The organism is Mycobacterium sp. 050272 (genome assembly GCF_039023525.1).
Classification (GTDB): domain Bacteria; phylum Actinomycetota; class Actinomycetes; order Mycobacteriales; family Mycobacteriaceae; genus Mycobacterium.
The window spans coordinates 1-24,669 of sequence record NZ_JBCHKV010000010.1; the positions used below are offsets into that span (position 1 = coordinate 1).

General features: G+C 64.2%; 19 protein-coding genes and 1 other RNA gene. 4 read left to right on the plus strand and 16 right to left on the minus strand.

Annotation, left to right across the window (positions count from 1 at the left end; all coding sequences use genetic code 11):
• Nucleotides 1–490: 490 nt before the first annotated feature.
• Entirely contained in the window at nt 491–1,909 is a 1,419-nt protein-coding gene (locus tag AAHS21_RS19070) for an SDR family NAD(P)-dependent oxidoreductase (protein WP_342929149.1), read from the minus strand.
• Between the two features lie 85 nt (nt 1,910–1,994).
• Entirely contained in the window at nt 1,995–2,726 is a 732-nt protein-coding gene (locus AAHS21_RS19075) for an N-acetylmuramoyl-L-alanine amidase (RefSeq protein ID WP_342929150.1), read from the minus strand.
• A 130-nt stretch (nt 2,727–2,856) separates the two neighbouring features.
• Here AAHS21_RS19075 and AAHS21_RS19080 point away from each other — a divergent pair, with 130 nt between their 5' ends.
• Nucleotides 2,857–4,404, plus strand: coding sequence for a class I adenylate-forming enzyme family protein (locus AAHS21_RS19080; RefSeq protein WP_342929151.1), 1,548 nt, complete (start codon nt 2,857–2,859; stop codon nt 4,402–4,404).
• A 46-nt stretch (nt 4,405–4,450) separates the two neighbouring features.
• Here AAHS21_RS19080 and AAHS21_RS19085 read toward each other — a convergent pair whose 3' ends face one another.
• Nucleotides 4,451–5,839: a serine hydrolase domain-containing protein gene (locus AAHS21_RS19085; RefSeq protein ID WP_342929328.1), complete on the minus strand. Its 1,389-nt coding sequence runs from the start codon at nt 5,837–5,839 to the stop codon at nt 4,451–4,453.
• 247 nt (nt 5,840–6,086) lie between these two features.
• Between AAHS21_RS19085 and AAHS21_RS19090 the strand changes: the two genes are divergently transcribed.
• Nucleotides 6,087–7,004: a universal stress protein gene (locus AAHS21_RS19090; protein WP_342929152.1), complete on the plus strand. Its 918-nt coding sequence runs from the start codon at nt 6,087–6,089 to the stop codon at nt 7,002–7,004.
• Between the two features lie 519 nt (nt 7,005–7,523).
• On the opposite strand, the gene AAHS21_RS19095 is transcribed toward AAHS21_RS19090, so the two are convergent.
• The 6 genes from AAHS21_RS19095 to AAHS21_RS19120 all read right to left on the minus strand — a co-directional run bounded on the left by AAHS21_RS19095 (nt 7,524) and on the right by AAHS21_RS19120 (nt 14,265).
• Nucleotides 7,524–10,469 carry an RND family transporter gene (locus tag AAHS21_RS19095; RefSeq protein ID WP_342929153.1) on the minus strand — a complete coding sequence of 982 codons (2,946 nt, stop codon included), beginning with the start codon at nt 10,467–10,469 and terminating at the stop codon, nt 7,524–7,526.
• Nucleotides 10,466–10,888, minus strand: a complete 423-nt coding sequence (locus tag AAHS21_RS19100) for an MmpS family transport accessory protein (protein ID WP_207768518.1) — start codon at nt 10,886–10,888, stop codon at nt 10,466–10,468. The genes AAHS21_RS19095 and AAHS21_RS19100 overlap by 4 nt, the downstream gene beginning before the upstream one ends.
• Before the next feature lie 130 nt (nt 10,889–11,018).
• Entirely contained in the window at nt 11,019–12,470 is a 1,452-nt protein-coding gene (locus AAHS21_RS19105; protein WP_342929154.1) for an MFS transporter, read from the minus strand.
• Nucleotides 12,471–12,501: 31 nt separating this feature from the next.
• Nucleotides 12,502–12,891, minus strand: a complete 390-nt coding sequence (locus tag AAHS21_RS19110; protein ID WP_342929155.1) for a RidA family protein — start codon at nt 12,889–12,891, stop codon at nt 12,502–12,504.
• 13 nt (nt 12,892–12,904) lie between these two features.
• On the minus strand, nt 12,905–13,339 hold the full coding sequence (locus AAHS21_RS19115) for a cupin domain-containing protein (RefSeq protein WP_342929156.1): 435 nt from the start codon (nt 13,337–13,339) through the stop codon (nt 12,905–12,907).
• Between the two features lie 5 nt (nt 13,340–13,344).
• The gene (locus AAHS21_RS19120; RefSeq protein WP_342929157.1) at nt 13,345–14,265 is read right to left on the minus strand and encodes an NADP-dependent oxidoreductase; all 921 of its coding nucleotides are present in this window, start codon (nt 14,263–14,265) and stop codon (nt 13,345–13,347) included.
• Between the two features lie 421 nt (nt 14,266–14,686).
• On the opposite strand from AAHS21_RS19120, the gene AAHS21_RS19125 reads away from it, so the two are divergent.
• Entirely contained in the window at nt 14,687–16,096 is a 1,410-nt protein-coding gene (locus tag AAHS21_RS19125; protein WP_342929158.1) for a PLP-dependent aminotransferase family protein, read from the plus strand.
• 79 nt (nt 16,097–16,175) lie between these two features.
• Nucleotides 16,176–17,648, plus strand: coding sequence for a LuxR C-terminal-related transcriptional regulator (locus AAHS21_RS19130; RefSeq protein WP_342929159.1), 1,473 nt, complete (start codon nt 16,176–16,178; stop codon nt 17,646–17,648).
• Nucleotides 17,649–18,325: 677 nt separating this feature from the next.
• On the opposite strand, the gene AAHS21_RS19135 is transcribed toward AAHS21_RS19130, so the two are convergent.
• The 7 genes from AAHS21_RS19135 to AAHS21_RS19165 all read right to left on the minus strand — a co-directional run bounded on the left by AAHS21_RS19135 (nt 18,326) and on the right by AAHS21_RS19165 (nt 24,577).
• On the minus strand, nt 18,326–19,489 hold the full coding sequence (locus tag AAHS21_RS19135; RefSeq protein ID WP_342929160.1) for an aldose epimerase family protein: 1,164 nt from the start codon (nt 19,487–19,489) through the stop codon (nt 18,326–18,328).
• 77 nt (nt 19,490–19,566) lie between these two features.
• Complete coding sequence (locus AAHS21_RS19140; protein WP_342929161.1) at nt 19,567–19,941, minus strand: hypothetical protein; 375 nt, start codon at nt 19,939–19,941, stop codon at nt 19,567–19,569.
• A gap of 201 nt (nt 19,942–20,142) precedes the next feature.
• Nucleotides 20,143–20,509, minus strand: a transfer-messenger RNA (tmRNA) gene (gene ssrA / locus AAHS21_RS19145).
• 115 nt (nt 20,510–20,624) lie between these two features.
• Nucleotides 20,625–21,470: a maleylpyruvate isomerase family mycothiol-dependent enzyme gene (locus AAHS21_RS19150; RefSeq protein ID WP_342929162.1), complete on the minus strand. Its 846-nt coding sequence runs from the start codon at nt 21,468–21,470 to the stop codon at nt 20,625–20,627.
• Nucleotides 21,471–21,488: 18 nt separating this feature from the next.
• Entirely contained in the window at nt 21,489–22,526 is a 1,038-nt protein-coding gene (locus AAHS21_RS19155; RefSeq protein ID WP_342929163.1) for a hypothetical protein, read from the minus strand.
• Nucleotides 22,527–22,532: 6 nt separating this feature from the next.
• The gene (locus tag AAHS21_RS19160; RefSeq protein ID WP_342929164.1) at nt 22,533–23,774 is read right to left on the minus strand and encodes an AAA family ATPase; all 1,242 of its coding nucleotides are present in this window, start codon (nt 23,772–23,774) and stop codon (nt 22,533–22,535) included.
• A 53-nt stretch (nt 23,775–23,827) separates the two neighbouring features.
• Entirely contained in the window at nt 23,828–24,577 is a 750-nt protein-coding gene (locus tag AAHS21_RS19165; protein ID WP_342929329.1) for a DMT family transporter, read from the minus strand.
• Nucleotides 24,578–24,669 lie beyond the last annotated feature (92 nt).

Here is a 24,669-nt window from a genome sequence, read left to right on the forward strand (position 1 = left end):
TGAGTTCGAAGCAGCGTTCTACGATGCACAACGGACCGACCAACCCCTGGTCGAAATCCAATAGCCCGAGCCTCCGGCAGAACCAGGGCGTTTCACGCCTGACCTCAACCACACATTTTGAATAGGAATCCAAATGAAGTCCAAATTATCTCGTATCGGCGCTGCGCTAATGGGCAGTACGGCAGCGTTAATAGTTTCTGCTGGCGTTGCTACCGCTGATCCACCAGACCCGCACCTGCCCAACATCACCCGGAACTGGTGCGAGGGTGCGCGGATGTGGGGATATATCTGCGATGGCGCAAAGTACCCCGACGGGTCGTACTGGCATCAGTGGGAGGACAGTTACACCTACCACTACGACTGCGTCAGCGGCGACGAACCTTTTCCGGCCCCGCCCCCACCCGGCGGCTGTAATGGGGCAATTCCGGGCGCTCCGCCACCACCGCCAACCTGAACCGAGCGGGAAGTAGCGGCGCCGCTGTGTCCGCGGCTACCAATTGCTGGGCGAGTAGTCCTTGAGGAAGCAGCCGTACAGATCTTCGCCGGACTCACCGCGAACGATCGGGTCGTAGACGCGGGCGGCGCCGTCGACCAGGTCGAGCGGGGCATGGAAACCCTCGTCGGCAAGCCGCAGCTTCGTCGGGTGTGGACGCTCGTCGGTGATCCAGCCCGTATCCACCGCCGTCATGAGAATGCGGTCCTGCTCCAGCATCTCCTTGGCGCTGGTGCGCGTGAGCATGTTGAGTGCGGCCTTCGCCATGTTGGTGTGTGGATGCCCCGGTCCCTTGTAGGCACGGCTGAACTGTCCCTCCATCGCAGACACATTCACCACGTACTTGCGGCGCGCGGGTGACGCGGCCATCGCCGGGCGCAGCCGGCTCACCAGAATGAACGGCGCGGTCTGATTGCAGAGTTGAACCTCGAGCAGTTCCATCGCATCGACCTCGTGCACGCGTTGAGTCCAACTGTTGATCGGCGCCGTATCGGGCAACAAGCCACCGGCGTCGATGGCGGTGCCCGCGACGATGCGGTCCGGAGACGCGCTTCGGGCGGTAAGGGCCAATTCGGTTACGGCATGCGGAGTTTGGTGCTCAGCGAGGCTGCCGGCAAGTGCGGCGGGATGGGCGTCGCTGACGCGGTCGAACGTGATCACGTCGACGAGTTCGGGCGCCGGGCTACGTTCTGCTTCGATGAGCGCGGCGTAGGAGCCGGGAGCGCGGCGCACCGTCTGAGCGGCGTTGTTGATCAGGATGTCCAGCGGGCCTTGTGCGGCCACGGTGTCGGCGAGCGCGACGACCTGGGCTGGGTCGCGCAGGTCGATGCCCACGATGCGCAGCCGGTGCAGCCAGTCGGCGCTGTCGGGCATCCCCGCGAACCGGCGCACGGCGTCGTTGGGAAAGCGGGTGGTGATGGTCGTATGGGCGCCGTCACGGAGCAGTCGCAACGCGATGTACATACCGATCTTTGCGCGGCCGCCGGTGAGCAGGGCCCTCCTACCGGTGAGGTCGGTGCGGGCATCGCGCTTGACGCGGTTGAGCGTGGCGCACTCGGGGCAGAGCTGATGGTAGAAGGCGTCGACCACGGTGTAGCGGTGCTTGCACACGTAGCAGGAGCGCGGTCGCAGCAACGTGCCGGCACTGGCACCCACCGCGGTCGACACCAGCGGCAGGCCCCGGGTCTCATCGTCGATGCGGCCCGGCGCGCCGGTGGCGGTAGCCGCGGTCACGGCATCGTCGGCGGCTGCCACTGCGTCGCGCTTGGCGGCACGGCGCGCCTTCCTGACTGACTTGAATATGCCCGCGGTGGCCCGGCGCACCGCAACGGCATCGGGATGCTCGGGTGGTAATGCCTCGACATCGGCCAGCACCTGCAGGCAAATGTCGAGCTTGTCCGGGTCGATCGCATTCACGAGGGAAGACTACGGCTTACCTGCGCACCGGCGCGACGACGGCTGCCGCGACGCGACGATCCCTCGTACGCCGTGCTGAAAGCGATTAGCCCGCTTCGATTGCGGCAACAGTGGCCGCCGCATCCGGCCCACAAATGCGTTGGAGGTTCACCGGTCCCGCTGCCACCAGATCGTCGATGCGGTGTTTGAGGTCCCCCGACGACAGATGCGCGTACAGGCTTGCACCCGGGCATGAGGTTTGGGCTAGGTCACGGTGGCCGGCCAGAGTGTTGCTGGCGATGTGAAAGGTTTGCGTGGCCCACGCGAAAGCTAGTGCGGCCCCGTGAAGTTGGGCTTCGGAGACGGCTTCTTTGTCGAAATCTCCCTCACAGAGAACCAGGAAGTGCCCCGTTGTGTCGTAATCCGTTGCGGTGTCACCGGCGATTTGTGGCGTCCGCAGTTCGTAGATGTTGCCGTCGCGGTCGATACCAACGTGATAAGCGATGTCGACCCATCCCTTGTCTTGGTGGTAGCGCTGGTCCTGACGGAGACGTCCGGGGGCGTTGCGGTTGTCTCCGAGGACGACAGCCTCGTGGTGAAGCGTCATTCGGGTGATGGTGTGAGCCCTGCCGCCGGCCAGGGCGGGCCGGGCACCCCACGCATCGCGACACAACATCACAGCAGAAGTCGCGCTAAGCGGGACGACGGGCTCAACGACCGATCGAGAGCACCCGCTCACGATCGCCAGTGCTCCAGCTCCACCGGCCAGCTGGAGCAGCCGACGACGGTTGACCGGCGCACCGCCGCCGTCGCAGCGGCCAGGTATGTCGGTGTCCACGATGAACACCATACGAAGCTCAGGGGCTGCCGGGGGTCGCCACCGCGAAGCTAACCCCGGGAAGCCGTCTTTGGACTCAGCGATCGATCGCCTTTAATTGGGTTGCCCCCGCTGCTGGATAGGACCCGGTGTGACCCAACCTCGACCACTCACCATCCCCACGCTCCTCGCGCACAGCGTTCACCTGTTCGGCCGGGAGACGTACGTGGTCACACCGACGGAGCGACTCACATACGAGCAGGCAGACAAGCGCTCGGCGCATATCGCGCGCCGGCTGCTACAAGAAGGCGTCGGCAAGGGCAGCCGGGTGGGACTGTTCTTCCCCAACGGCGTGGAGTGGATCATTTGGTGGCTTGCTGTCTCACGAATCGGCGCTGTGGCCGTCCCGATGAGCACCATGTACACTCCGGCCGAGATCGCAAAAGTATTGCGGCTGGCTGATATTGGGCTATTGGTTGCCCCCAGCCAGGTCCTCGACATCGACGTCGCCGCACAGTTGGAAGCCGCGCTGCCCCAGCTGTCCGATCAGCAGGCCGGAAGTCTAGCACTACCGGCGGCGCCGTACCTGCGTCGCATCGTGATAACCGGCGAGCCCGAACGGGAATGGGCGACCCGCTGGGATGGGGATACCGCCGCGGGTGTCGCGGATGCGGTGCTGGCCGCGGCAGAAGGTGAAGTGTCGCCCGCCGATCTGGCCATCATGGTGCACACCTCGGGATCCACCGCGGATCCCAAGGGTGTTCTGCATACCCACGGCACCGTGGTCCGGCAGACCTCGACGTGGGCGAGCGCCATACGAGCGCTCACCGGGCCGGCGTCCCCGACCAAAATCCTCTGTGCGATGCCGTTCTTTTGGATCGGCGGCTTGCTCGCCGCGACGGGCGCTTTGCACGAACCTGTGACGCTTCTGGTGATGGCGCGGCTCGACGCGGGCACGGCGTTGAATCTTGTGGAACGCGAACGCGCAACGGGTATCGTCGGGTGGCCCGCCTTCACCCAGCGTTTGCGCGAGCACCCGACCTTCGCCAGTCGCGATCTGAGCAGCGCGCCGATGTTGCGGGATGGTCCGCTGGACTTAGCGATGATCGACGTGCCGGACGGATTTCCCGTACACCGCACCATGTCTGAGACCGCCGGTGGTTTCGTATGCACCGAGATGAGCATCGTGGACGAGCAGGGTGCACCCGTTCCGGTAGGGTCCACCGGCGAACTCCTGGTCCGTGGGATCGGCACAATGGTCGGCTATAACAAGCGCGAGCGGTGGGAAACCTTCGACGCAGACGGCTGGTATCACACCGGGGACCGCGTCTACCGCCGGGAGAACGACCCGCGCTTGTTCTACGTCGGACGGACCAGTGAGCTGATCAAATCGGCGGGCGCCAATGTCTCTCCGCTCGAGGTCGAGGCGGTCATCGAGGAATTCGATGACGTCGCACAGTGCGTCGTCGTCGGCGTCGACGACCCCGAGCGCGGCGAAGAGGTGTGCGCCGTCGTCGTAGCGGCGAACGCGAAGATCGATGTCCCATCCTTGGCGGCGCGCGCACGAAATCAGTTGTCCAGCTACAAAGTACCGACACGCTGGGCCGTCGCGACCAGCGACCAAATACCCACGTTGCCCAGCGGCAAGCTCGCCCGAAAAGCGCTGCGGACGATGTTGACCACCGGTCTACTGGGCTGAGTCGATCTGGCGCCAATAGCGTGGCGGCGAACCGCTTCGAGCCCCCTCAAAGGTGCAGGGCGCGCGCCGCGGCCGTCGCAACCTCGCCCCGCAGCTTCGACATCGGCGGACTGCCTCGCACATGGATCGAATTCGACAGCAGAACGATATAGGTATCGGATCCGGGGTCCATCCAAACCGAGGTTCCGGTAAAGCCGGTATGGCCAAAGCTTCCGATAGGGAAGATCGCGCCGCGCGCCGTGGAGTCGGTCGTATCGATATCCCAGCCGAAGCCGCGCAGGTTTTCACCCGCGATCGTCGGATAGTGCGCAGCGAGAAGCGGATTCGTCGTATTCGGTCCAGCCGCCCGGGCGGCGGCATTAGCTGCCTCGAGTTGTTGTGGGCTGCGCCCCGGCTGCTGCGGACTTGTCATCATCTCCAAAGTCGGTTGCAGCAACGGAAATTCACTCGGACGGCCCGCGAGCCGATCGAGTAGCGCCTGGGCGAAGATACTCACATCGCGTGCCGTCGAGAACAAGCCGGCATGCCCTGCGACCCCACCCATGCGCCGGGCAGTCGTGTCCTGCACGGTGCCCCGAAGTAGATGATCGAGATCGGGATTTCTGCCGGAATCGGCTCGCCCTTCTTCGTCACGTGCTGTCGGTGCGATGCGCGGCAGTAGATCGACGTCCCAGGTACCGGCAGGACAAGGGTCCGACGTTTTGGGGGGCGGCGCCGGAGCCCAGGCGATTGCGGAACCTATCGTCGTGTGCGGACCGCATGCTTTCGCGACGGGAAGGTAGCGGGTATCTGTCATGCCGAGCGGCGCGAAGACATGGCGCTGGACGTAGACATCCAGGTCTTCACCTGTGACCTTCTCGATCAGCGCCCCCAGCAGAATGAAGTTGATGTCTGAATAAGCAAAACGCTCGCCGGGGCCAGACTCCAGCGGTGTGGTGAGCGCGCGGTGAATGCCCTCTGCTTTGTCGGCTCCATCCAGTCCCCATGGATCTCCCAGATTGACGTCGCCCGGTAGGCCCGACGTGTGTGTGAGCAACATGCGCACGGTCACTTGAGCGCGCCGAGGATTGCTCGCGGTATTGAAGTCAGGTAAGTAGTGCTCCACCGAATCGTCGAACGCAACCTGGCCTTGTTCGTACAGCTGCATGACGGCAGTCGCCGTTGCCAGGCTCTTCGTCAGCGACGCCAGGTCGAAGATCGTGTCCTCAGTCATCGGCTCCGCGGGTGTGGGCAACCCGTCCAGCCCGGGTTCGTCCGCAAGCTTGCGCGAGCCGTAAGCCTGATGAAAGGCGACCTTGCCGTCGTGCCCGATCACCGCTACCGCACCGGGCAGTCTGTTTGCCGCGATCGAATCGTTGATCAGCTCGGAGATTTTTGAGAAATCAGCTGCGGGGGCCGCGTCTGGTGCCTGCGTTGCCTGCCCTGCGCTACTCAGCGGGTGGTGTGCTGGCTCGCCATGCGAGCACGCCGCAACGAATGCCAGCGCGACAATTCCGAGGCCAACGGCCTTACGGATCGATTTGCCGGCACGTTTCGTCAACTGCGGGCCTGGGGTGAAGGACGCACGATCTCAGTGTCCACGGCGTGGGTGCCTTTAGTCCTGAGGCTTGGATCTTTTCGGCCCTGACGACCAACGCCTCCACAAGTGATCCTGTCGGTGGGGCCGAGAGAGAAGAACCGAAATGCGGCAATCACCACATGGAGCGATTCTCGTAGGCGTCGACGGCTCCGCAGCGGCACTCGGTGCTGTTCGGTGGGCGGCCCACGATGCGGCACTACGGAATGTGCGCCTCACGCTGGTTCACGCCTTCGACACGCCGTTACCGGAGTGGTTGGAGTTCGCCGGGCCGGCAGGCCCCCGGCATTCGCAAAAACAGCGGGCGCACCATCTCATCGAGGCAGCGATCAATGTCGTCGAAGAGAGTGCCGGCGGTTCACTCCAGATCGAGAGCAAGTTATGTCATTCGGCCGCCGTCCCGGCGCTCGTCGACCTTTCCAAAGACGCCGAGATGGTCGTGGTTGGTTGGCGGGGACATGGCCGCACGGTGGCACACGGTTTCCTGGGCTCCGTGAGTTCGGCATTGGTCCACCACGCGCATTGCCCGGTCGCTGTAATCCGCGACGACCACGCCATCGCGGCCAATGTCGCACCGGCGCCGGTGCTGGTGGGCATCGACGGCTCACCGGCCTCGGAAGCGGCGACTGCTATTGCGTTCGAGCAGGCCTCGCGGCGAGGTGTCGGCCTGACGGCGCTACACGCGTGGATGGATCCCCGTTCTGCCCGTTCCAGGGAGTTGATCCAGGACGCCAACTGGGACGCTGAGCTATCCCAGGAAGAGGAGACTCTCGCCGAGCGGCTGGCGGGCTGGCACGAGCGCTACCCCGAGGTGGGCATCCGTCGCAGAATCGAGATTGGCGACCCGGCACGTTGGCTGATCGCCGCATCCGAACGCGCGCAATTGGTTGTGGTCGGTAGCCACGGTTGCGGCTGGTTCAGTGGCAGGTTGCTGGGATCGGTCGGTGCTGCGGTAGTTAACCGGGCCAAATCCTCCGTGATCGTGGCTCGCCATGGACCCACGCACGGACGGCCGAGAACATGAAAGGCGAAAAGATCTGTGCCGCAATGAATATCGTGCGATGAACGACTAAGCTAAGTGCGGCGACACAGAACCACGTCTGGAGCGCCGGCCCCTAATGCCTCAGTGGCACAACAGATTCAGGGTACGCGGATGGTTCGACAACCAGTCAGCGAAGTATTGCTTCTTGCCGAGCCCGTGCCACTTTGGCGCCCTCGCGCTGAGCCTTTTCCTTCGCATGGGTGGAGCAGTGATGCCCCATTTCGCAATGGTATCGGTCACTGCATTCATGCGAACAATAGGCGGAAGCCGTCGGAAGCCATTCCGGATCAGAAACGTCGCGCGGTCGCTCGGCTGGATGGAACGTGTGCCCGCAGTGCACGCAGGCCTTGGTCTTGACCATAACGGTCAGAGTACGCGCGAAACCCCCACTCCGTGGCGTGCAATCCAACCAAATTCAATGGCGTCGCTCGCGAATTCGTTAACCAAGCTATGGAAAAGAGTTGTTGTCAGCGCGGCACAATTACAAATTGACGGGGTGGACTATTCCGAATGCATCGGCGGAGCCGAGTGCCGCGGTTGGTGCAACAGTGCGCGAACCAACGGACGCGGGCCGAGGGACCGAAGCATCTGGCTGGCCGGGCGCACGCGTACCCGCTTCGGCCACCAGAACCAACGTCCCATCACCGTCATGATCGATGGCGTGATGAGCGTGCGGACGACGAACGTGTCGAACATCAGACCGATACCGATCGTGGACCCGAACTGACCGATCGCCCGCAGATCGCTGGAGAGCATCGCGGCCATCGTGACGGCGAAAACCACACCGGCAGCGGACACCACCGGGCCCGTCACGCCGACGCCGCGGATGAGCCCGGTGTTCAGGCCGGCCCCGATTTCCTCCTCGATTCGGGACACCAGCATCAGGTTGTAATCGGACCCCACCGCTAAAAGCACGATCAACGCGAATTCCGTTGCCACCCAGTGCAACTGGAAGTGGCCCAAGTGCTGCCAAATCAATGTCGAGAATCCGAACGCTGCGCCTAGCGACAGCACGATCGTGCCGACGATGACGCCCGCTGCTACCAGTGCGCGGGTGACGATCACCATGATGATGAAGATCAGCACGATCGACGCCGCCGCGGCGATCAGCAGGTCATACCAGGCACCAGTGGCGATGTCGTGGAATGTTGCGGCGGTGCCGCCGAGGTAGATGTCGGCGTTCTCTAGCGAGGTGAGCTTCAGCGCCTCCTTGGCCGCGTTGCGCTCTTGCTCGACGGACTTGATACCTTCCGCGGTCGCCGGGTCCACGGCGTGAGTGATGATGAAGCGCGCGGCCTTTCCGTCGGGCGACACCATCAGGCTCAGCCCGAATTGGAAGTCCGGGTTCTGGAAGATCTCGGGCGGCAGGTAAAACAGGCTTTCCACCCGAGCATCGTTGAACGATTTGCCCATCACGGCATTGGTGTCGGTCAGCCGGTCGAACTGGTCGATCAGACTGTTGAACGAGCTGTAAATGGTCAGCGTGGTATCCCGGATCGACTTCGAGACGGCGATGTTCTCCGGAATGATCGCCAGCAATTCGCGGGTGGCGCTGGCCGTGTTGGTGAGGTCGGTCGTGAGGGCGTGGAACTTTTCGGCCAGCTGATCGAATCCGTCCAGCGCGTCGAACAGCGACCGTAACGACCAGCAGATCGGGATGTCGTAGCAGTGCTTCTCCCAGTAGAAGTAGCTGCGAATCGGCCTCCAGAAGTCGTCGAAATCCGCGATGTGGTCCCGGATCTCGTCCGTGATCTTTGCCGTCTCCGCGGTGGTTTTCGAGCTGTCGTCGGCGGCGTCGGCGAGCTTCTGGGTGATCGCGTACTGGCGTTCCAGCAGAGAGATCTGGGTGTCGAGGAACCCGGTGATCTTCTTGATGTCGCCGACGCGATCCCTCAAATAATTGAGGTTGTCGCGGATCGGCGCGGTTTGCACACTCAGCTGGAATGGAATGGACCCGTCTTCGATTGGTGGGCCGAGCGGTCTGGTGATGCTCTGCACCCGTTCGATGCCCGGCACCCGGAAAATGGCACTGGCAACCTTGTCCAACACCAGCATGTCTCGGGGATTGCGCAGATCGTGGTCCGATTCGATCATCAGCAGGTCCGGGTTCAGGCGGGCCTGGGTGAAGTGCCGATCGGCCGCGTCGTACGCCTGCACCGAGGCCGCGCTCTTCGGCAAGTAGTACAGGTCGTTGTAACGCGGGGTGAAGCCCGCGAGACCAAGGGCGCCGACGATCGCCAGGATGACGGAGGTCGCGAGGATGGGCGCCGGCCAGCGCACGATGGCCGTCGCCAGGCGGCGCCAGCGGGTGTAGTTGAACTTGCGCTTGGGGTCCAAAAGGCCGAAGCCACTGGCGACTGCAATGAGAGCGGGCGTCAGCGTGACCCCAGCCGCCACCACGACCAGCAGTCCCACCGCGCACGGGAACGCCAGCGAACTGAAGTAGGGCAGCCGGGTGAACTTCAAGCAGGCCAGCGCCCCGACGATGGTCAGACCGGAGCCCAGGACCACCTTGCTGACACCGGCGAAGGTGTCGTAATAGGCGGCCTCACGGTCCAGACCGCGTTCACGGCCCTCCTGGTAGCGGCCGACCATGAAAATCGCGTAGTCGGTGCCCGCCGCGATCGCGAGGGAGGTCAGCAGGTTCACGGCGAAGGTCGACAACCCCATGACGCCGGTTTCGCCCAGCAGCGATACCACGCCGCGGCCGGCCGCGAGTCCCACGAAGAGGATCACCATGGTCAGCAACACGGTGCTGATGGACCGGTAAACGAACATCAGCATGAGCGCGATGATGACGACCGTGATGATGGTGATCTTGGCCAGGCTCTTGTCACCGACAACGATCACGTCGGCGGTCAGCGCTCCCTGGCCCGCGACGTAGGCCTTGACGCCGGCGGGCGGCTTGGAGTCCGCGACGATCTTGCGCACCGCGGCAACGGATGCGTCGCCGATCGCCCCACCCTGATCGCCTTTGAGGTTGACCTGGACGTAGGCAGCCTTATGGTCGTAGCTCTCCACACCTGAGGACGTGAATCGCTGCCCCCAGAAGTTCAGCGCATGCTCGACGTGTTCGTGGTCGGCCTGGATCTTTTTGACCAGGTCGTCGTAGAACCGGTGGGCGTCCGGGCCGAGCGGTTTGTCACCGACCAGGGTGACCAGGACGAGGTTGTCGGAGTCGTACTCCTTGAACTTCTCGCCGATGTGTTTCATCCCGGTTACCGATGGTGCGTCTGACGGCGAGAGCGGGACGGAGATCTCCTCGGCAACCTTCTCCAACTGCGGGACGAAGACATTCACCCCGATCGCGATCAGCACCCAGACCACGACGATCGGCAGCGCCAGGACGCGAATGGTGCGGGCCAGGCGCGGCCGGCGCTCAAGCTCGTACGGCTGGGCGACGGGGATTTCGGCGGTGTCGTCAGCGTCGCGTGCGTCGCTCGTCATGCGGACTTGTCCAAGCAGGAAACCTGAGCATCGCGGGTGTTGACCTGCTGTTGATCGACCAATTTGCCGTCGACGGTGATCCGGCAGCCAATGGTGGGGCTGTCCCCTTGGGCGACAACGTAGGCGAAGATACCGGGCATCTCCGCGACGATCGTCGTCGACCACGGCAAGGTGGTGAAGTCCGCCTTTTGCGGTAGCGACTCCGCGTCCATCCAGTTGACGACGCCGGTCGTTCCGGGCGGTCCAAAGATTTCGTAGACGGCGGTCTTAGCCGCATACGGCGGCGTCGCATCCCGGGGATCTGGCTTGGCCAGGCCGGGTCCTGGGAAGACGTCGTGGAGTCGGTCGACTGCGATGCCGCCGATGATCAGTGCCACGACCACGACCACCGCAACCCAGCCTCGCTTGAGAAGTGTCAGCAATTGAGTGCCCCCCGCCCCCGGATGCCCGATGGGCTGATATTAAGACAAATCGTCGACCACGCCACCGCAGCGCAAACGCCATAGCGGCCGAGATGATTCCCGGGGTGGCACATTGCGACAGCAGTTTTCACCTCGCAGCCGAGGGACTGCCAGCGAGGGCAGGTTGCACACCGGGCCGGTCGCGACACAACGCCGCGATATCGCAGGGCACAGGTTGGTACCCGGCGGGCGGATTGGTTATCGACAGCGCGGCACCTAACGCGCCTAGTCCGAATAGTGCCGCGCTCACCTGCAACACGTGAGCGAATCCGGTCGCGCTCGCGACGCCAACGCTGATCAGCCCGATGGACCCGATCGACAGCAGCGTGGCGAGCCGTGAGACGGCGTTGTTGATTGCCGACGCCAGGCCGCTGTATTCGGTCGGCACCGAGGCCAGCGTCACCGACGTCAGCGGTGTGACAGTCGCGACCAGCCCGATAGCCAGCACGGTCATCCCGGGGACCAGGTCGGTAATCGCATGGAAATCAGAGGGTTTCGGACGGATTAGGAGCAACCCGATCCCTGCCAATGCCGGGCCCGCGATCAGGAACTTGCGTGGTCCCACCCGCGCGGCGATGCGACCGACATGCCGGGCGAACACAAACGACACCATCGGAATCGGCAGGGTCGCCAAACCGGCTGCGGTGGCTGAGTATCCGCCGATTTCCTGGGTGTAGAGGGCGATGGCCAGCGATCCCAGCGTCAACGCGCCATAGACGAGGGCGGTGACCAGATTGGCAGCAGCGAAGTTTCGAAAGGTGAACAGCGGCAACGGAAGCATCGGCGACTTAGCGCGGTGCTGCCAGCTCACGAAGCCGGCTAATGCGGCCATCCCGATCGCCAACAAGCCGAGGACCAAAGGATCGGTCAAGCCATCGCGTTGCGCCTCAATCAGCGCATACACGGTCGCAGACAGCCCTGCGGCCGATAGGCCTACCCCGGCGATGTCGACCCGGGCACCTTCGACCCGCCCCGACATCGGGCACAGCCAGAACGTAAGCGCATATCCGACGGCCATGGGGATCGCTGACAACACGAAAATCCAACGCCAGCCCAGGAAATCTACAGACATTCCGCCCAGCAAAGGGCCCAACGCAAAGGCGGTTCCCGTCCAGCCTGTCCAGACGCCGATCGCCGCGGACTGGTGTGCTTTATCGAACACCGTGTTGATCAGGGCCAGGGAGCCCGGCACGAGGAACGCGGCACCCAGACCCTGGACGAGGCGCGCGGCGATCAGCATCGCCGGCGAGGTGGCGACCGCCGCCAGAACCGAGCCCGCCCCAAAAGCCAACAGCCCGATCCGGATCACCGGTACGCGTCCGACCAGGTCCGAGATGGACCCGCCGGGCAGAATCGCGGCCGCCATCGCCAACAGGTAACCGTCGACGATCCATTGCTGCAACGCCAGACCACCGCCCAGGTCGTGCTCGATGGCCGGCAAAGCCAGATTGATCACCGTGGAGTCGAGCAACGCGACCATCGATACCATCACCGCAACCATCATCGCGCGGCTTGTCGGTGCCGCCTCGCGCAACGTCATCGCGGAATCCGTTCCGCACGGCGGTGCTCGCTCATGTCGGCAGGAAGGCGATGACTTCGACTTCGACGCGGATGTTGGGCCACACCAGCCCATCGATGATGCTGAACATGGCGGCGGGTCGGTGACGGATCAACTCTTGGCTCACGGCCAGGTAGGCGGACGCGTTGTCACGGCTGCTCACCCATTGCCGCATGTAGACGATGTCGGTGAGCTTGGCGCCGGCCTTGCCGAGCGCGTCTTCGACATTGGTCCAGCACTGGCGGGCTTCGTCGGTGAAGTCCTCAGGCAGTGTGCCGTCTTGGCGCACCCCAGGCGTTCCGGAGACGAAAATCATTGTGCTGCTGCCAGATACTGCCAGTGCGTCGGCATAGTGTCCGATGTGGTCGGCCACTCCGGTGAGGATCGGGGTGACGGTGGTCATCTCGTGGCTCCTTTCATTGGCTCGCGTCATCGTCCGTTGTGAGCGGGCCGTCGCCGGTATCGACCAAGAAGACCGCAAGCAATTCAGCGGGTTCGGTGCCACTGGCATTTTCACTGAGGGTGTGGTGTGCACCCGGCGCTTCACTCCACGTCTCACCGGCTTGGTAGACGCGCGCAGGCTCGCCTTCGAGTTGGCTGCGGATCGCTCCGGAGATCACGTAGGCCATGATGAACGCCGACTTCGCGTGGTGGTGGGCAACGCTTTTCGCTCCGGGCGGATAGCTGACGGCCACTGCTTCAAGTGATTTGCCGGGAACATTAGTGAGCTGATTGAAAACCGGTCGGATAACTGGCTTTTGATCCGCATTGCCAGGCGCTGGCGCGGTATGGGCCGCAGGCGCGAGCATCACCGCGAGTGTCAATGCGGTTAGCGCTATCTTCATGGCCATCGTTGTCACTCTTGGGCTACGCGCAGGATCGTCTTGCCCGGGAGGCGCGTGTCCGGAGCGAATGCAGCGGCCGCCTCGGCGAGTGGAAGCACAGCACTCACCACCGGCTTGAGGCGTCCATCGCGCACTCGCGCGGCGAGGCCGGCAAGTTGGGCGCGATCGGCTTCGACAACGAAGAAGACTCCCCGCCCGTCGCGCGGCAGCGTCTTCGGCGGCTCGGCGATGGAGACGAGCGTTCCGCCTGCCCGCACCAGATCAGCAGAGCGGACCAAAATATCTCCTCCGATCACGTCAAAGACCACATCGACTTCGCCTGCATCCTCCAGCTTTTCGGTCTCCAGGTCGAGGAAGGTGTGGACGCCGAGCTCGGCCGCGCTGCCCCGATCCGCGGTCCGGCCGGTACCGATGACCCGCGCGCCGACCTCGCGAGCAAGCTGCACCGCGAGCGACCCAACCGCACCCGCGGCGCCGTGGATCAGAACCGTTTGTCCGGCTGCGAGGCGGGCGTGATCGAACAGGCCCTGCCAGGCAGCCAAACCGGAGATGGGCAGCGCGGCGGCTACAGTGTGGTCGATGTCGATCGGTAACGGCGCGAGATTTCGGGCTTCGACAGCGGCGTACTCCGCGAGGGAACCGTTGCGTGCCCAGTCGGCGAGCCCGAACACCCGTTGACCGATGCTCAGACCGGTTGCGCCATAGCCCAGCTCAACCACGACACCGGACAACTCGTGGCCAAGGACACTCGGTGTCCGATCACGACCCGCGTGATCGGTCCAGGTGTGCGGCCATTCAAGCTCCGTACGTGTGAAACCCGCGGCGTGCACCCGCACGACGACGTCGTTATCGGCCGGCTGCGGGTGGGGCAGGTCTGTCAGCGCCAGGCCAGCGACACCGGCGTCACGATCTGAAACGGTAATGGCTTGCATTACGACTCCTTGCTCATCGGGGTTTTGTTGTGATGCCAGCCGCGGGGTGCGGTTGTACGCTGACGAGCTCAAGGCCTAGATCACGAACCCGATCGAGGAGTCCGTAAAGCTGTGACTGGTCCCGGATTTCACCGATGAATACGGTTTCGGTCACACCGGCCTCGAGCCGCATCCCTTCTAATGCCGACCCAATCCGCTCGGTCACGCGGCCTCGAACGCAGATCCGGTACATCGTCGTTTGCATCTGCCCTCCGCTCGCCGACTGCAGATCCAGCGTTCGCCGACGCGGGGTGAATCGTCTTCACCCGGCGAGCTAATTCACCCGGGTGAGTGCACAGTCAGCAGCGCGTAGTATTAGTACCGTTTTAGGATCCTCAGGAGCTGTCCATTCGCCCCACTGGTAACGACGACGAGCATTAGCATGCGCGCAACGACCGGATCACCAAGCTCCGTCGCCGGGTTGGATCTCTACCTGGACCGCCCCGGCGGCAGGGTGCGTGACGGCGTGATGGAAGCCATCCGCGACGCGATCCGTTCGGGGCGACTGGTGCCGGGCAACCAGTTGCCCTCGAGTCGCACGTTGGCCGCCGACCTTGGTGTCGCGAGAAACACCGTGGCCCGTGCGTATGCCGAACTCACCGCCGAAGGGTGGCTGACATCACAACATGGCTCGGGCACATTGGTTGCCCAACGTGCCGCAGCCGTCCGGTCTGTCGCGTCACCTCGGACACGACCGGCACAGCGCCAGCTGGACCACGACTTGCGACCGGGGCACCCGGACCTGTCGTCATTTCCACGGACGGAGTGGAGTCGTGCGGTCAAGCGCGCGTTGAACGCTGCACCGTTCGAGGCATTCGGCTACGCCGACCCAGATGGGCGACCCGAGCTTCGCAGCGCCCTTGCCGAGTACCTCGCCCGTGCTCGGGGAGTTCGTGCCCGACCCGGCAACGTCATCATCTGTAGCGGCGCCGCCGAAGGATTGAACCTGGTGGCCCGCGCGCTCGCAGAAGCCGGAGTCGCCGCCGTTGCCGTCGAGGCCTTTGGGCTGGACACACAGCGGGCATCGCTCGTCCGGGCCGGGTTACGTTGTCCCCCAATGACAGTGGACGACCACGGTGCTGATGTGCTGGCCCTCGACGACATGTCAGAAGTGGGCGCCGTGCTGCTCACACCGTCACATCAGTTCCCACTTGGCGTCTCTTTGCATTCCAGCCGTCGGGCGGCCGTCGTGGACTGGGCACGCCGCACGGGCGGACTGATCATCGAGGATGATTACGACGGCGAATTCCGTTACGACCGCAGCCCTGTCGGTGCGCTGCAAGGCATCGATCCCGAACACGTCGTCTACATGGGGACGGCCAGCAAGTCACTGGCGCCGGGGCTTCGGCTCGGATGGCTGGTACTGCCGGACCGTCTCGTCAATGCGGTGGGCCGGCAACGGGGTTTGCGAGAGGAGACCTCCGGCTTCGTTGACCAGTTGGCGATGGCCGAATTCATTATGTCCGGTTCCTATGACCGACACATTCGCACCATGCGTGCCCAGTACCGGCGCCGCCGAGAGGAAGTCGTCGCCGCTGTTGGTCGGGCATCACCGACGACCACCGTCGCTGGAATGCCCGCGGGTCTGCAAGTGCTGCTTGAGCTTTCGGGGTCAGACGAGAGCGTGTTGTGTGGACAACGCGCGTGGCGACGCCTCGGCGTGGAGGGCCTTGATCTGTTTCGCCACCCCGAAGACGACAGCAAGCGCAACGGTTTAGTGATCGGGTTTGCAGCGCCCGCGCCGAGCGCATGGTCAGCGGCGCTGGACGCGCTGGTACAACTGCTGCCCTGAATATCCGGCTCAACTGGCCCCATTTCGCCGCGCCAAAGTGGCCCACGAACAGCGCGATACCGCGATTAGCGTTCCAAGGATGAAAGGTGCACGCGGCTCGGGAATCGCCGATCTGCTCTGCGTCACGCCGATCCCCTTCGAGTTCGAGCCCAACGCACCGACTGAAACCGACGAGCCGACGGTGCTGCTCGCCTCCAAGTCGGCGCCACCGGCCATCCGCGCTCGACTCATCGAACGAACGGCCCTGATCGAGATCCTTTCGGCGGAGCCCTCCCGCAAGCTCACACTGCTCAGCGCGCCGGCGGGCTGGGGCAAGACATCGCTGTTGGCGCAATGGGCGCGTGGCTCCGATGATCGCCGCCGACGTGGCTGGCTGTCGCTTGACGCGTCCGACAATGATCCGGCGCGGTTTTGGGCCTGCGCGATCAAGGCGATTTGCAGGGCCAGCCCGGGTGTGGCGCCGCGCGCCTTGGAACTCATCAAATTGGGTGCCGACCCTCGACAGGTGGTGCCCACCCTGCTCGACGAGCTGGCCGGCATCGAGCACCAGATCGCGTTAATCCTCGATGACTATCACGTTGTCGAGAATCGTGCCGTCCACGAGCAGGTGGGTTTCGTCGTGGAACGGATGCCACACACTTTCCAGCTGGTCATCGCCACCCGCTCGGATCCAATGCTGCCGTTGGCGCGGTTGCGGGCCCGTGGCGAGCTGCTGGAGCTGCGGGCCGAGGAGCTGCGCTTTCGGGCCGGCGAAGCCATGGAACTGCTGAACGGCGTGCTCGGTTTGACGTTGACCGACGCACAGGTCCAGCTGCTGTTTCACCGCGCGGAGGGATGGGCCGCCGGATTGCATCTCGCCGGGCTGTCGTTGACCGGCCGCACCGACGCCGCGGCATTTATCCAGACCTTCGCCGGCGACAACCGCCACATCGTCGATTTCCTGATGGCCGAGGTGCTCGACGGTCGGCCACCGGACCTCCGCAGCTTTTTACTACGAACCTCGGTCTTGGGGCGACTCAACGGTGCGTTGTGCGACGCGGTGCTGCAAACGTCTGGCTCGGCCACGGTCTTGGAGAAAATCGAGCGCGAAAACCTGTTCCTGGTACCACTGGACATGTCGCGTCACTGGTATCGCTATCACCAGCTGTTCGCTGAGTTGTTGCGCACCGAGCTGCGGCGCAGCGAGCCCGATCTCGTCGCCGATCTGCACCGCCGAGCCGCGACGTGGTTGGACAGCGAGGGCCTCTTCGATGAGGCGGAGCGCCACCGCGTCGCTGCCGGCGACCTAACGCCGCTCGCTTCGGCCGAGCGCAGCACTGGCGCCGCGGTGACGTCGCGCAATGTGGAGAGCCCCGTCGGCGGGGAGCTGACCCCCAAGGAACTTGAGGTTCTTCGCCTGCTGCAGACTCGGTTAACACGGACGGAAATCGGTGCGCGGCTGTATGTTTCGCTCAATACCGTGAAGACCCACCAGCGCGCCGTGTACCGCAAGCTGCGCGTTGAGCACCGCGGCGCGGCAGTTGGCCGGGCGCGAGAACTCGGCCTTTTGTGACCCGCTGGCTTTGGGCGTCGTCAGCCTGCATCGCCCGAGGTCGCCGGGCTGGTGGGAGTCGTTGAGGTCACAGGACTTGAGGTCGTGGGAATCGCAGAGCTCGTCGTTGGGCTCACGGAACTCGTCGGGCTCACGGAAGTCGTGGGCCGCGTCGGGCTCGTGGGGCTTGTAGTTCCTGTCGGGCTCGTCGGGGTTGTCGGAGTCGTAGGCGTGGTGGGCGTGGGAGTCGCCAGGCCGGGGCCCACGCCACACCAGTCGGCCACATCCTTCGGGTACTGCTCGAGCGGTGGAGGACAACGCTGCCCCGGCGGGAAATTAGCGCCGGCGTTGAGCAGATCGCAGGGCACATAGACCTGCTTGCCCGTTTGAGTGTTGGTCAGACACTTCGTCGGCGGTTGGCCATGGGCCTGGACGGGAAGGAGGGCCGCCAGCACCGCCACCACCACCGCGCCGAGCGCGCAAGCTAGACGGCGATAAGTCATGAGAGCTCCTTGTGATGCGGTGTCGGGCGTGCATGACGTGACGTCCCCGCCTTACGACGATTAAAGCCGCTCACCCTAGCTACAATCCAACCCAGCGCCGTGACCTGCACCTTCTCGGTGGAGCTGTCGGAATCAACCTCAAAGTCCTGCTGGCCCACAGGCCCGACAGCATTTATTGAGCGCCTTCCCCGGCCTTCATTCCGTGCCGAAGGCGAAAACCGTTGTCGAGTCGTAGGTCTGGCCCGGGTTGAGCGTGGTGGTCGGGAAAGTCGGGTGATTCGGCGAATCCGGGTAGTGCTGGGTCTCCATCGTGAATCCCGCGCCCTGCCGGTAGATATGCCCGCTGGTGCCCGTGAACGACCCGTCAATGAAATTGGACGTATAGAACTGCACACCTGGCTCGGTTGTGGAGACGGTCAGGGTGCGCCCCGTCTGCGGATCCTCGGCCCTGGCCGCCTCCACCAGCCCAGCGTCGTTGCCGCGGTTGATCACCCAGTTGTGGTCGTAGCCGTGGGCCAACAGCAGTTGCGGGTCGTTCGCGGTGATGTGTGCGCCGATCGCCGTCGGTGAGGTGAAATCAAACGGTGTGCCCTGCACCCGGGCGATCTGGCCGGTAGGGATCTGCGTGGAGTCGGTTGGCGTGTAGTTGTCGGCATGGATGGTCACCCGGTGGCCGTAGATGTCGGGCGTGTCCTCACCTGCCAGGTTGAAGTAGCTGTGATTGGTCAGGTTGATCACCGTCGGCGCATCAGTGGTCGCGTGGTAGTCGGTGCGCAGTTCGTTCTTCTGGTTCAAGGTGTAGGTGACGGTGGTAGCCAGCGTTCCAGGGTAGCCCATTTCGCCTGCGGGACTGACATATTCGAACTTCACGCCTACGCTGTCGCTATCGTACTGCTGACTGGCGTGCCACACCTTCGTATCGAAGCCCGCGGTGCCGCCATGCAGGCTGTTGCCGTTATTGTTGACCAGCACGCGATACTCGTTGCCGTTCAACGAGAATGCCCCCTTGGCGATCCGGTTGCCATAGCGGCCGATGATCGCGCCGAAATAGGTCTTGGCAGATCCGGTGTTGTTGAGGTAGCCGTCAAGCGTCGGAAAGCCCAGCACCACATTGCCGACACGGCCGGTGCGATCGGGAACCTCGATTGACTGAATGATGCCGCCATAGGTCAGGATTCGCACCCGCATGCCGTGCCCGTTGTTGAGCGTGTAGCGGGTCACCGGGGTCCCGTCCGCCTGACCGAACGGCTCGCTGGCGATCGACGGCGGCTCCGCGGGCGAGGTGGTCGCCGTACTACATGCCGCCAAACCGGCGACACCCACGATCGCGATCAGCAGACGCAAGCGATTGCCGCCCACGGACGCTCCTCACACTCGTACCCAACCCACCCGTGTGCGGGTAGCGATGTCGCCCGGTTGAGGGTCGGGAGTCGTGCCTATTGGTCATCCAGCTTGACTTTGACGGTCACCCGGCCCCGCTCTTCGCGGTTTGCGACGGCGTGCCCAGTTCGGTGACTTCTGTTGAGCTGCAGCGCAATCGGGCCGCCGCCGTCTAAGAAATTTCGCCACCAGTTCTTAGCGTCGGGAAACATCACGCGGATCACAATCTCGTCACCGATCCGCCGGTAACTCACCGGCGTCGTGAACGTCTTGCCCGAGCGGCGTCCGACGTAGGAAATCATTACCGTGTTTTGGCGGACAAGACTGCCTACCAGCGGCGCATCGATGAGCTTGGCCACCGCAGCGTTGACGGCGGGCACCACGGTGTTCCCGAAAATTCCAGGGCGCATCACAATCTCCTTGCCGATCAATACAGCCAGCCTAGCGGGGTCGCAGCCCGAGTCGGCAAGCCTACGGAGCCGCGGTGGGGATGCTCTATGGGCGCCGCTGGCAGTCTCAGGCCGGCGGCCTTCTCGCGTTACGGTCGCGGCGACGCGCCGCAAAACTCCTCACGCAGGACGCGCACGGACACGCGAACAGGCCAGACCTTTCGGCCTGGCCCGCCACACTGTTTGTGGAGCTGCCGGGAATCGAACCCGGGTCCTACGGCATTCCCTCAAGGCTTCTCCGTGCGCAGTTCGCTATGCCTCTACTCGGATCTCCTGATCACGCGAACTAGCCAGGATGACGATCCCAGTCGCTGTTGGTGTCCCGATGAGTCCCGCGACCGGACTCATCGGTGGATCCCTCTAGCTGATGCCGGGCTCCGGGGCGAGGGCGTTCCCGGTCCGACAGACTAGCTTCGCTTAGGCAGCGAGAGCGTAGTCGCGCTGATGTGAATCGGCGCTTATATGGTTGCAACGACGCTTACGGTGGTCTCTTGCCTGCACCGGCACGCTTCCCTTGATTCGATGCGCGAAGTCGAAACCGTTCAGCCCCTTGTCTTGTGTTTTCGCGCTCTAGCTTTTCTGCACCTACCGATTTTCGGCAGGACAACCATTCTACGGCAGCCTTAACGAGCGGCAACGGAATTATGTTCCGCACCAGGACGCGGTCAGATCACGAAGTTCAGCCGCTCGACAATCCGCGCGGCGACGTCCTTGTCACCGCCGAGTTCGACGTCCTGTGGGCGCGCCGGGCACATCGGGCGGCCCCCGGCGAGCCGGGTGAACTGCAGGGCGTCCGCCCGGACCGTCGCGGTCGGCTCCAGCCCGCCGAAGTCCTCCACCACCGCAGCGCGCCCGTCGACCTTGACCCGGATGCTGCGGGCCAGCGGACCGGTCAGGTCGAACAGGATGCGGGAACCGTCGGGCGCTTTGGCCAGTTTGCCGACGACGAAGCCCAGGCTGGCCGCGACCTCATCCAGCGACAGCCGCGACGGGGCCCCCTCCAGCTCGGCATCCGACGACGGCCGCTGGATCGCCACGCGGATGTCCTGCTCGTGCATCCAGCAGTCGAAAACCCGGATTCGCATAAATCGCCCGTAACTTTCGGGGCCGGCAGGCGTGAAGGTCTCGGCGTTCCACTGCTCGTCGGACATCGCCTCCAACGCCGCGCGGCGTCGCTCGGTCACCGCACGGAATCGCTCGAGCACCGTGGTGCCGGGCTCGCCGGCGAGATGGCGGACCCAGCACTCGTTCATCGCCCCGATGTCGTTGCGCACATGGTCGAGCGTCTTTACATCGATGTCCGGTTCGGGCGCGGCGATGCCCTCGAGGAATGACTCGGTACCGATGACGTGCGCTACGACGCCTTGCACGTCCCAGCCCGGCAACGGCGTCGCCGCCCGCCAATCGGCCTCGGAGAGCTCGCCGAGCAGCGCTTCGATGGAGTCCCAGACGGCGAACAGGCCGTCGAGCACGTCGGATTTGTCGAGTCTGGTGACAGCACGCGTGGTCATGGTCGGATGTTAGGCCGATTACCGTCCGATCGTTAGTCCCACTCGCGCCAGAATCAGACCGGCGATCATCAGACTGCCTGCCGCCGCGATCGTCCAGGTCATTGCGCCCAAGGCGGTAACACAGGCTCCCAGGCCGATCACCATCAGCGCATGGACCAGACGGGCAACGACAAAGGCGCGCTCCCGTAAGACCGACGCGAGCACCGTGCGGGGTATGGCAGACAGGAAGCGGCCAAGAATGACGATCAGCGCCGCGGTCACCACTCCGGTCGCCACCCGCAGCACCACCGTGGGATGACCGTCGCCGTGGTTGAACCCGACGAACTGGATCAGGACCGCCAGGACGGTGGCGACGATGGTCAGCCGACGCAACATCTTCGCCAGCACCGCGCCGATATTGCGGCGGACGAGATCGCCCAACGTCGGGTCGCTGCCCGCGGCGCCGAGAAACCCACGCAGGGCATGGCCGAACTTGCCGCGCTGCAACCGATTGACGGCCATATTGTTCAGGGCCGCGGCATGGTTTGCGTCCAACGCCAACGCTTGCCGGTACGAGTCTGTCGATTCCCGGATGCGGCCCAGATCGTGCAGGATCGAGCCGCGCAGGACCAGACCGTCGGGGCTCGCGGGGTCCAGACGCAACGCCTCGTCGACGACCACCAGCGCCGAATTCAACTGATGGGACTTCTGCAGCAGTCGCGCGTAAACCCGGTGTTGCAGTGGCTCATTCGGATGAGTCCTGACTCCCTGCCACGCCATCCACAGCGCGTCGCCGTGGCGGCCCAGGCCATCGAGCGACAACGCATATATCCGCATGGCCAACTCGTGCTGTGGCGCGGCGGCCAGTGCGGCGTACGCACTGCGCGAGGCGCCGTCATAGTTTTCGAGCAGGTACTCAGCGCGCGCGTATTGAGCAAGCAGGCCGGGATCGTTCGGGTTCTGGGACAACGAACGGCGCAGAACCTCACGCCCGCGTGCGTAGTTTTCGGTGTCGAAGTACGCCTCAGCAACGTGAATGGCCTGGTCGGCTTGGTCGACACCGGGCTCCAATGCCATCGACGGTTACCGAATTTTCCTGCGCCGTAAGTATTTTGCCAGATCGTCGTAGGTGCCGTCGTTATTAGCGAATTCGACAATGTTGCGTGCGACCTCGAACCACGGCCCGGTGCTGGGGCGGATCTGCGCCGCCGCCTCGTCCACATCCGCCATCGTCACCGGGCGGACCTGACCGCTGCGCATCGACGCCGACATCGCCAATTGCGTTGCGCTGTCACACACATGCGCGAGGTCGGCACCCGAAAACCCGTCCGTGCGCTTCGCGATCGATTTCAAATCGATCCCCGCCACCGGCCGATCCTTCAGGTGCGAACGCAGAATCCCGGTCCTGGCTTCGGCGTCGGGCAATCCCACGAAGATCATCCGGTCGAACCGGCCGGGCCGCCGTAGCGCGGGGTCTACATCCCACGGTGCATTCGTGGCGCCGAGCACGTACACCCCGTCGTTGGTCGACGTCGCCGAATCCATCTCCTCCAACAAGGTATTGACCACCGGCCGCATCCCGGAGCTTCCGCTCAACGCCGAACGCCGATGCCCCAAGGCGTCCAGTTCGTCGAAGAACAACACGCAGGGAGCGTTGCGGCGCGCGCTATCGAAAACCGAACGGATGCTGCGTTCGCTCTCCCCGAACCAATGGTGCAAAACGTCGGCGATCCCCACCTGATAGAAGTTCGCCCCGAGTTCACCCGAAATAGCCTTGGCGATATAGGTTTTGCCACACCCGGGTGGCCCGTAGAGCAACAGGCCGCCGCGGGCTGAGACCTTGTATGCCTTCATCAACTCGGGATTGCGGATCGGGCCCAGCAGCGAAAGTTCAATCTGTCGTTTGACATCGGCCATCCCCGCGACATCGTCGAGCCGTACGCCGCTGCGCTCGAGAACGTCGAAGTCGCCCTCGTTGACGACGTCGGCGGGCGCGTCGACGAAAGCCGGCTCGATGATGTCGGCGACTTGGCGTTCGGCGCTGGACCAATCGAACTGCACATCGCCGGCCGATCGCCCGGCCCCAGGTGTCCCCTCGGCTGATGCCTGAGGGGATGCGGCAAGCTCGGTGCTGCAGCGCTGCACCAGACTCAGCGCGTTGGCGTTACCGGCGTCTTGGCGCAGCGCCGCGCTGCAGTGGCCCAGCGCCTCGGCATAGCGTCCTCGGTCGGCCAGCAAACCGGCCAGATGCAATCGCAACTCGACCACGTCGGGGCTGCGCTCCACGGCAGCGGACAACTCGCGAATAACAGGGTCTTCACCCAACGTCTTCTCCCGACCTAGTCCCGCCGGGACCATAGTAGGTCGCAGAACAGAAGTTAGTTGGCGGCGATCATGGCCACGGATCCCATGGCCATCACCATGCCGATCCCCTGCCAGCGAGTCACTCGTTCGCGCAGAACCATCATCGCCAAGACGACGGTGGCGGCGGGATACAACGAAATCATGATGCTGGCCAACGACAGCAGCCATGACTGCAGCGCTATCAGTTGCGTCACCAGAGCGCAGATGTCGAGCAGCGCAATGGCCAGCGCCAGCTTCATCGACTCCCCACGCGGCAGCTGCAAGCTGCGGCGTGATGCGGCCAGCGCGGTGACCACCACCGTGGCCGACAACCGCGCGAACATCAGCGGCCACAGCTTGGAGTCGTGTGGTGATTGGTGCAGGAACACCAAGTCCAGCCCGAACGCACACCCGGCCAATATGGTCAGCCAGGCAATTTTGGGCGTGAAGCGGAATTGCGTCTTGCCTTCCACCGTGGCCTCACGGCTGACCAGCATCACCGCGACGATGGCCAGCACCACGCCGGCCGACGCCGCCGGACCGGGTCTCTCCCCCAGCGCGATGCCGACCGCCACGGGTACCGCGGCATTGAGCACGCCCGCCAGGGGCGCGACCACCGAGATGGGCCCAGACCCCAGCGCCGCGTAGAACGCCCACATGCCGAAGGCCTGACCGATGCCGTACAGGCTGCCCCAGAAGATCGCGCCGGAATGAATAGGTCCGCCCGCGCACAATGCGATCAGGCCGAGCAACACGGCCTCGACCGGGTACGCCGCCAACATCACGCGCAGCGCTGCCACTCGTCGCGCTGCCACGCCGCCCACGAAATCGCTGACGCCGTAGGACACGGCAGACAGCTGAGCGTACGCGGCTCCGA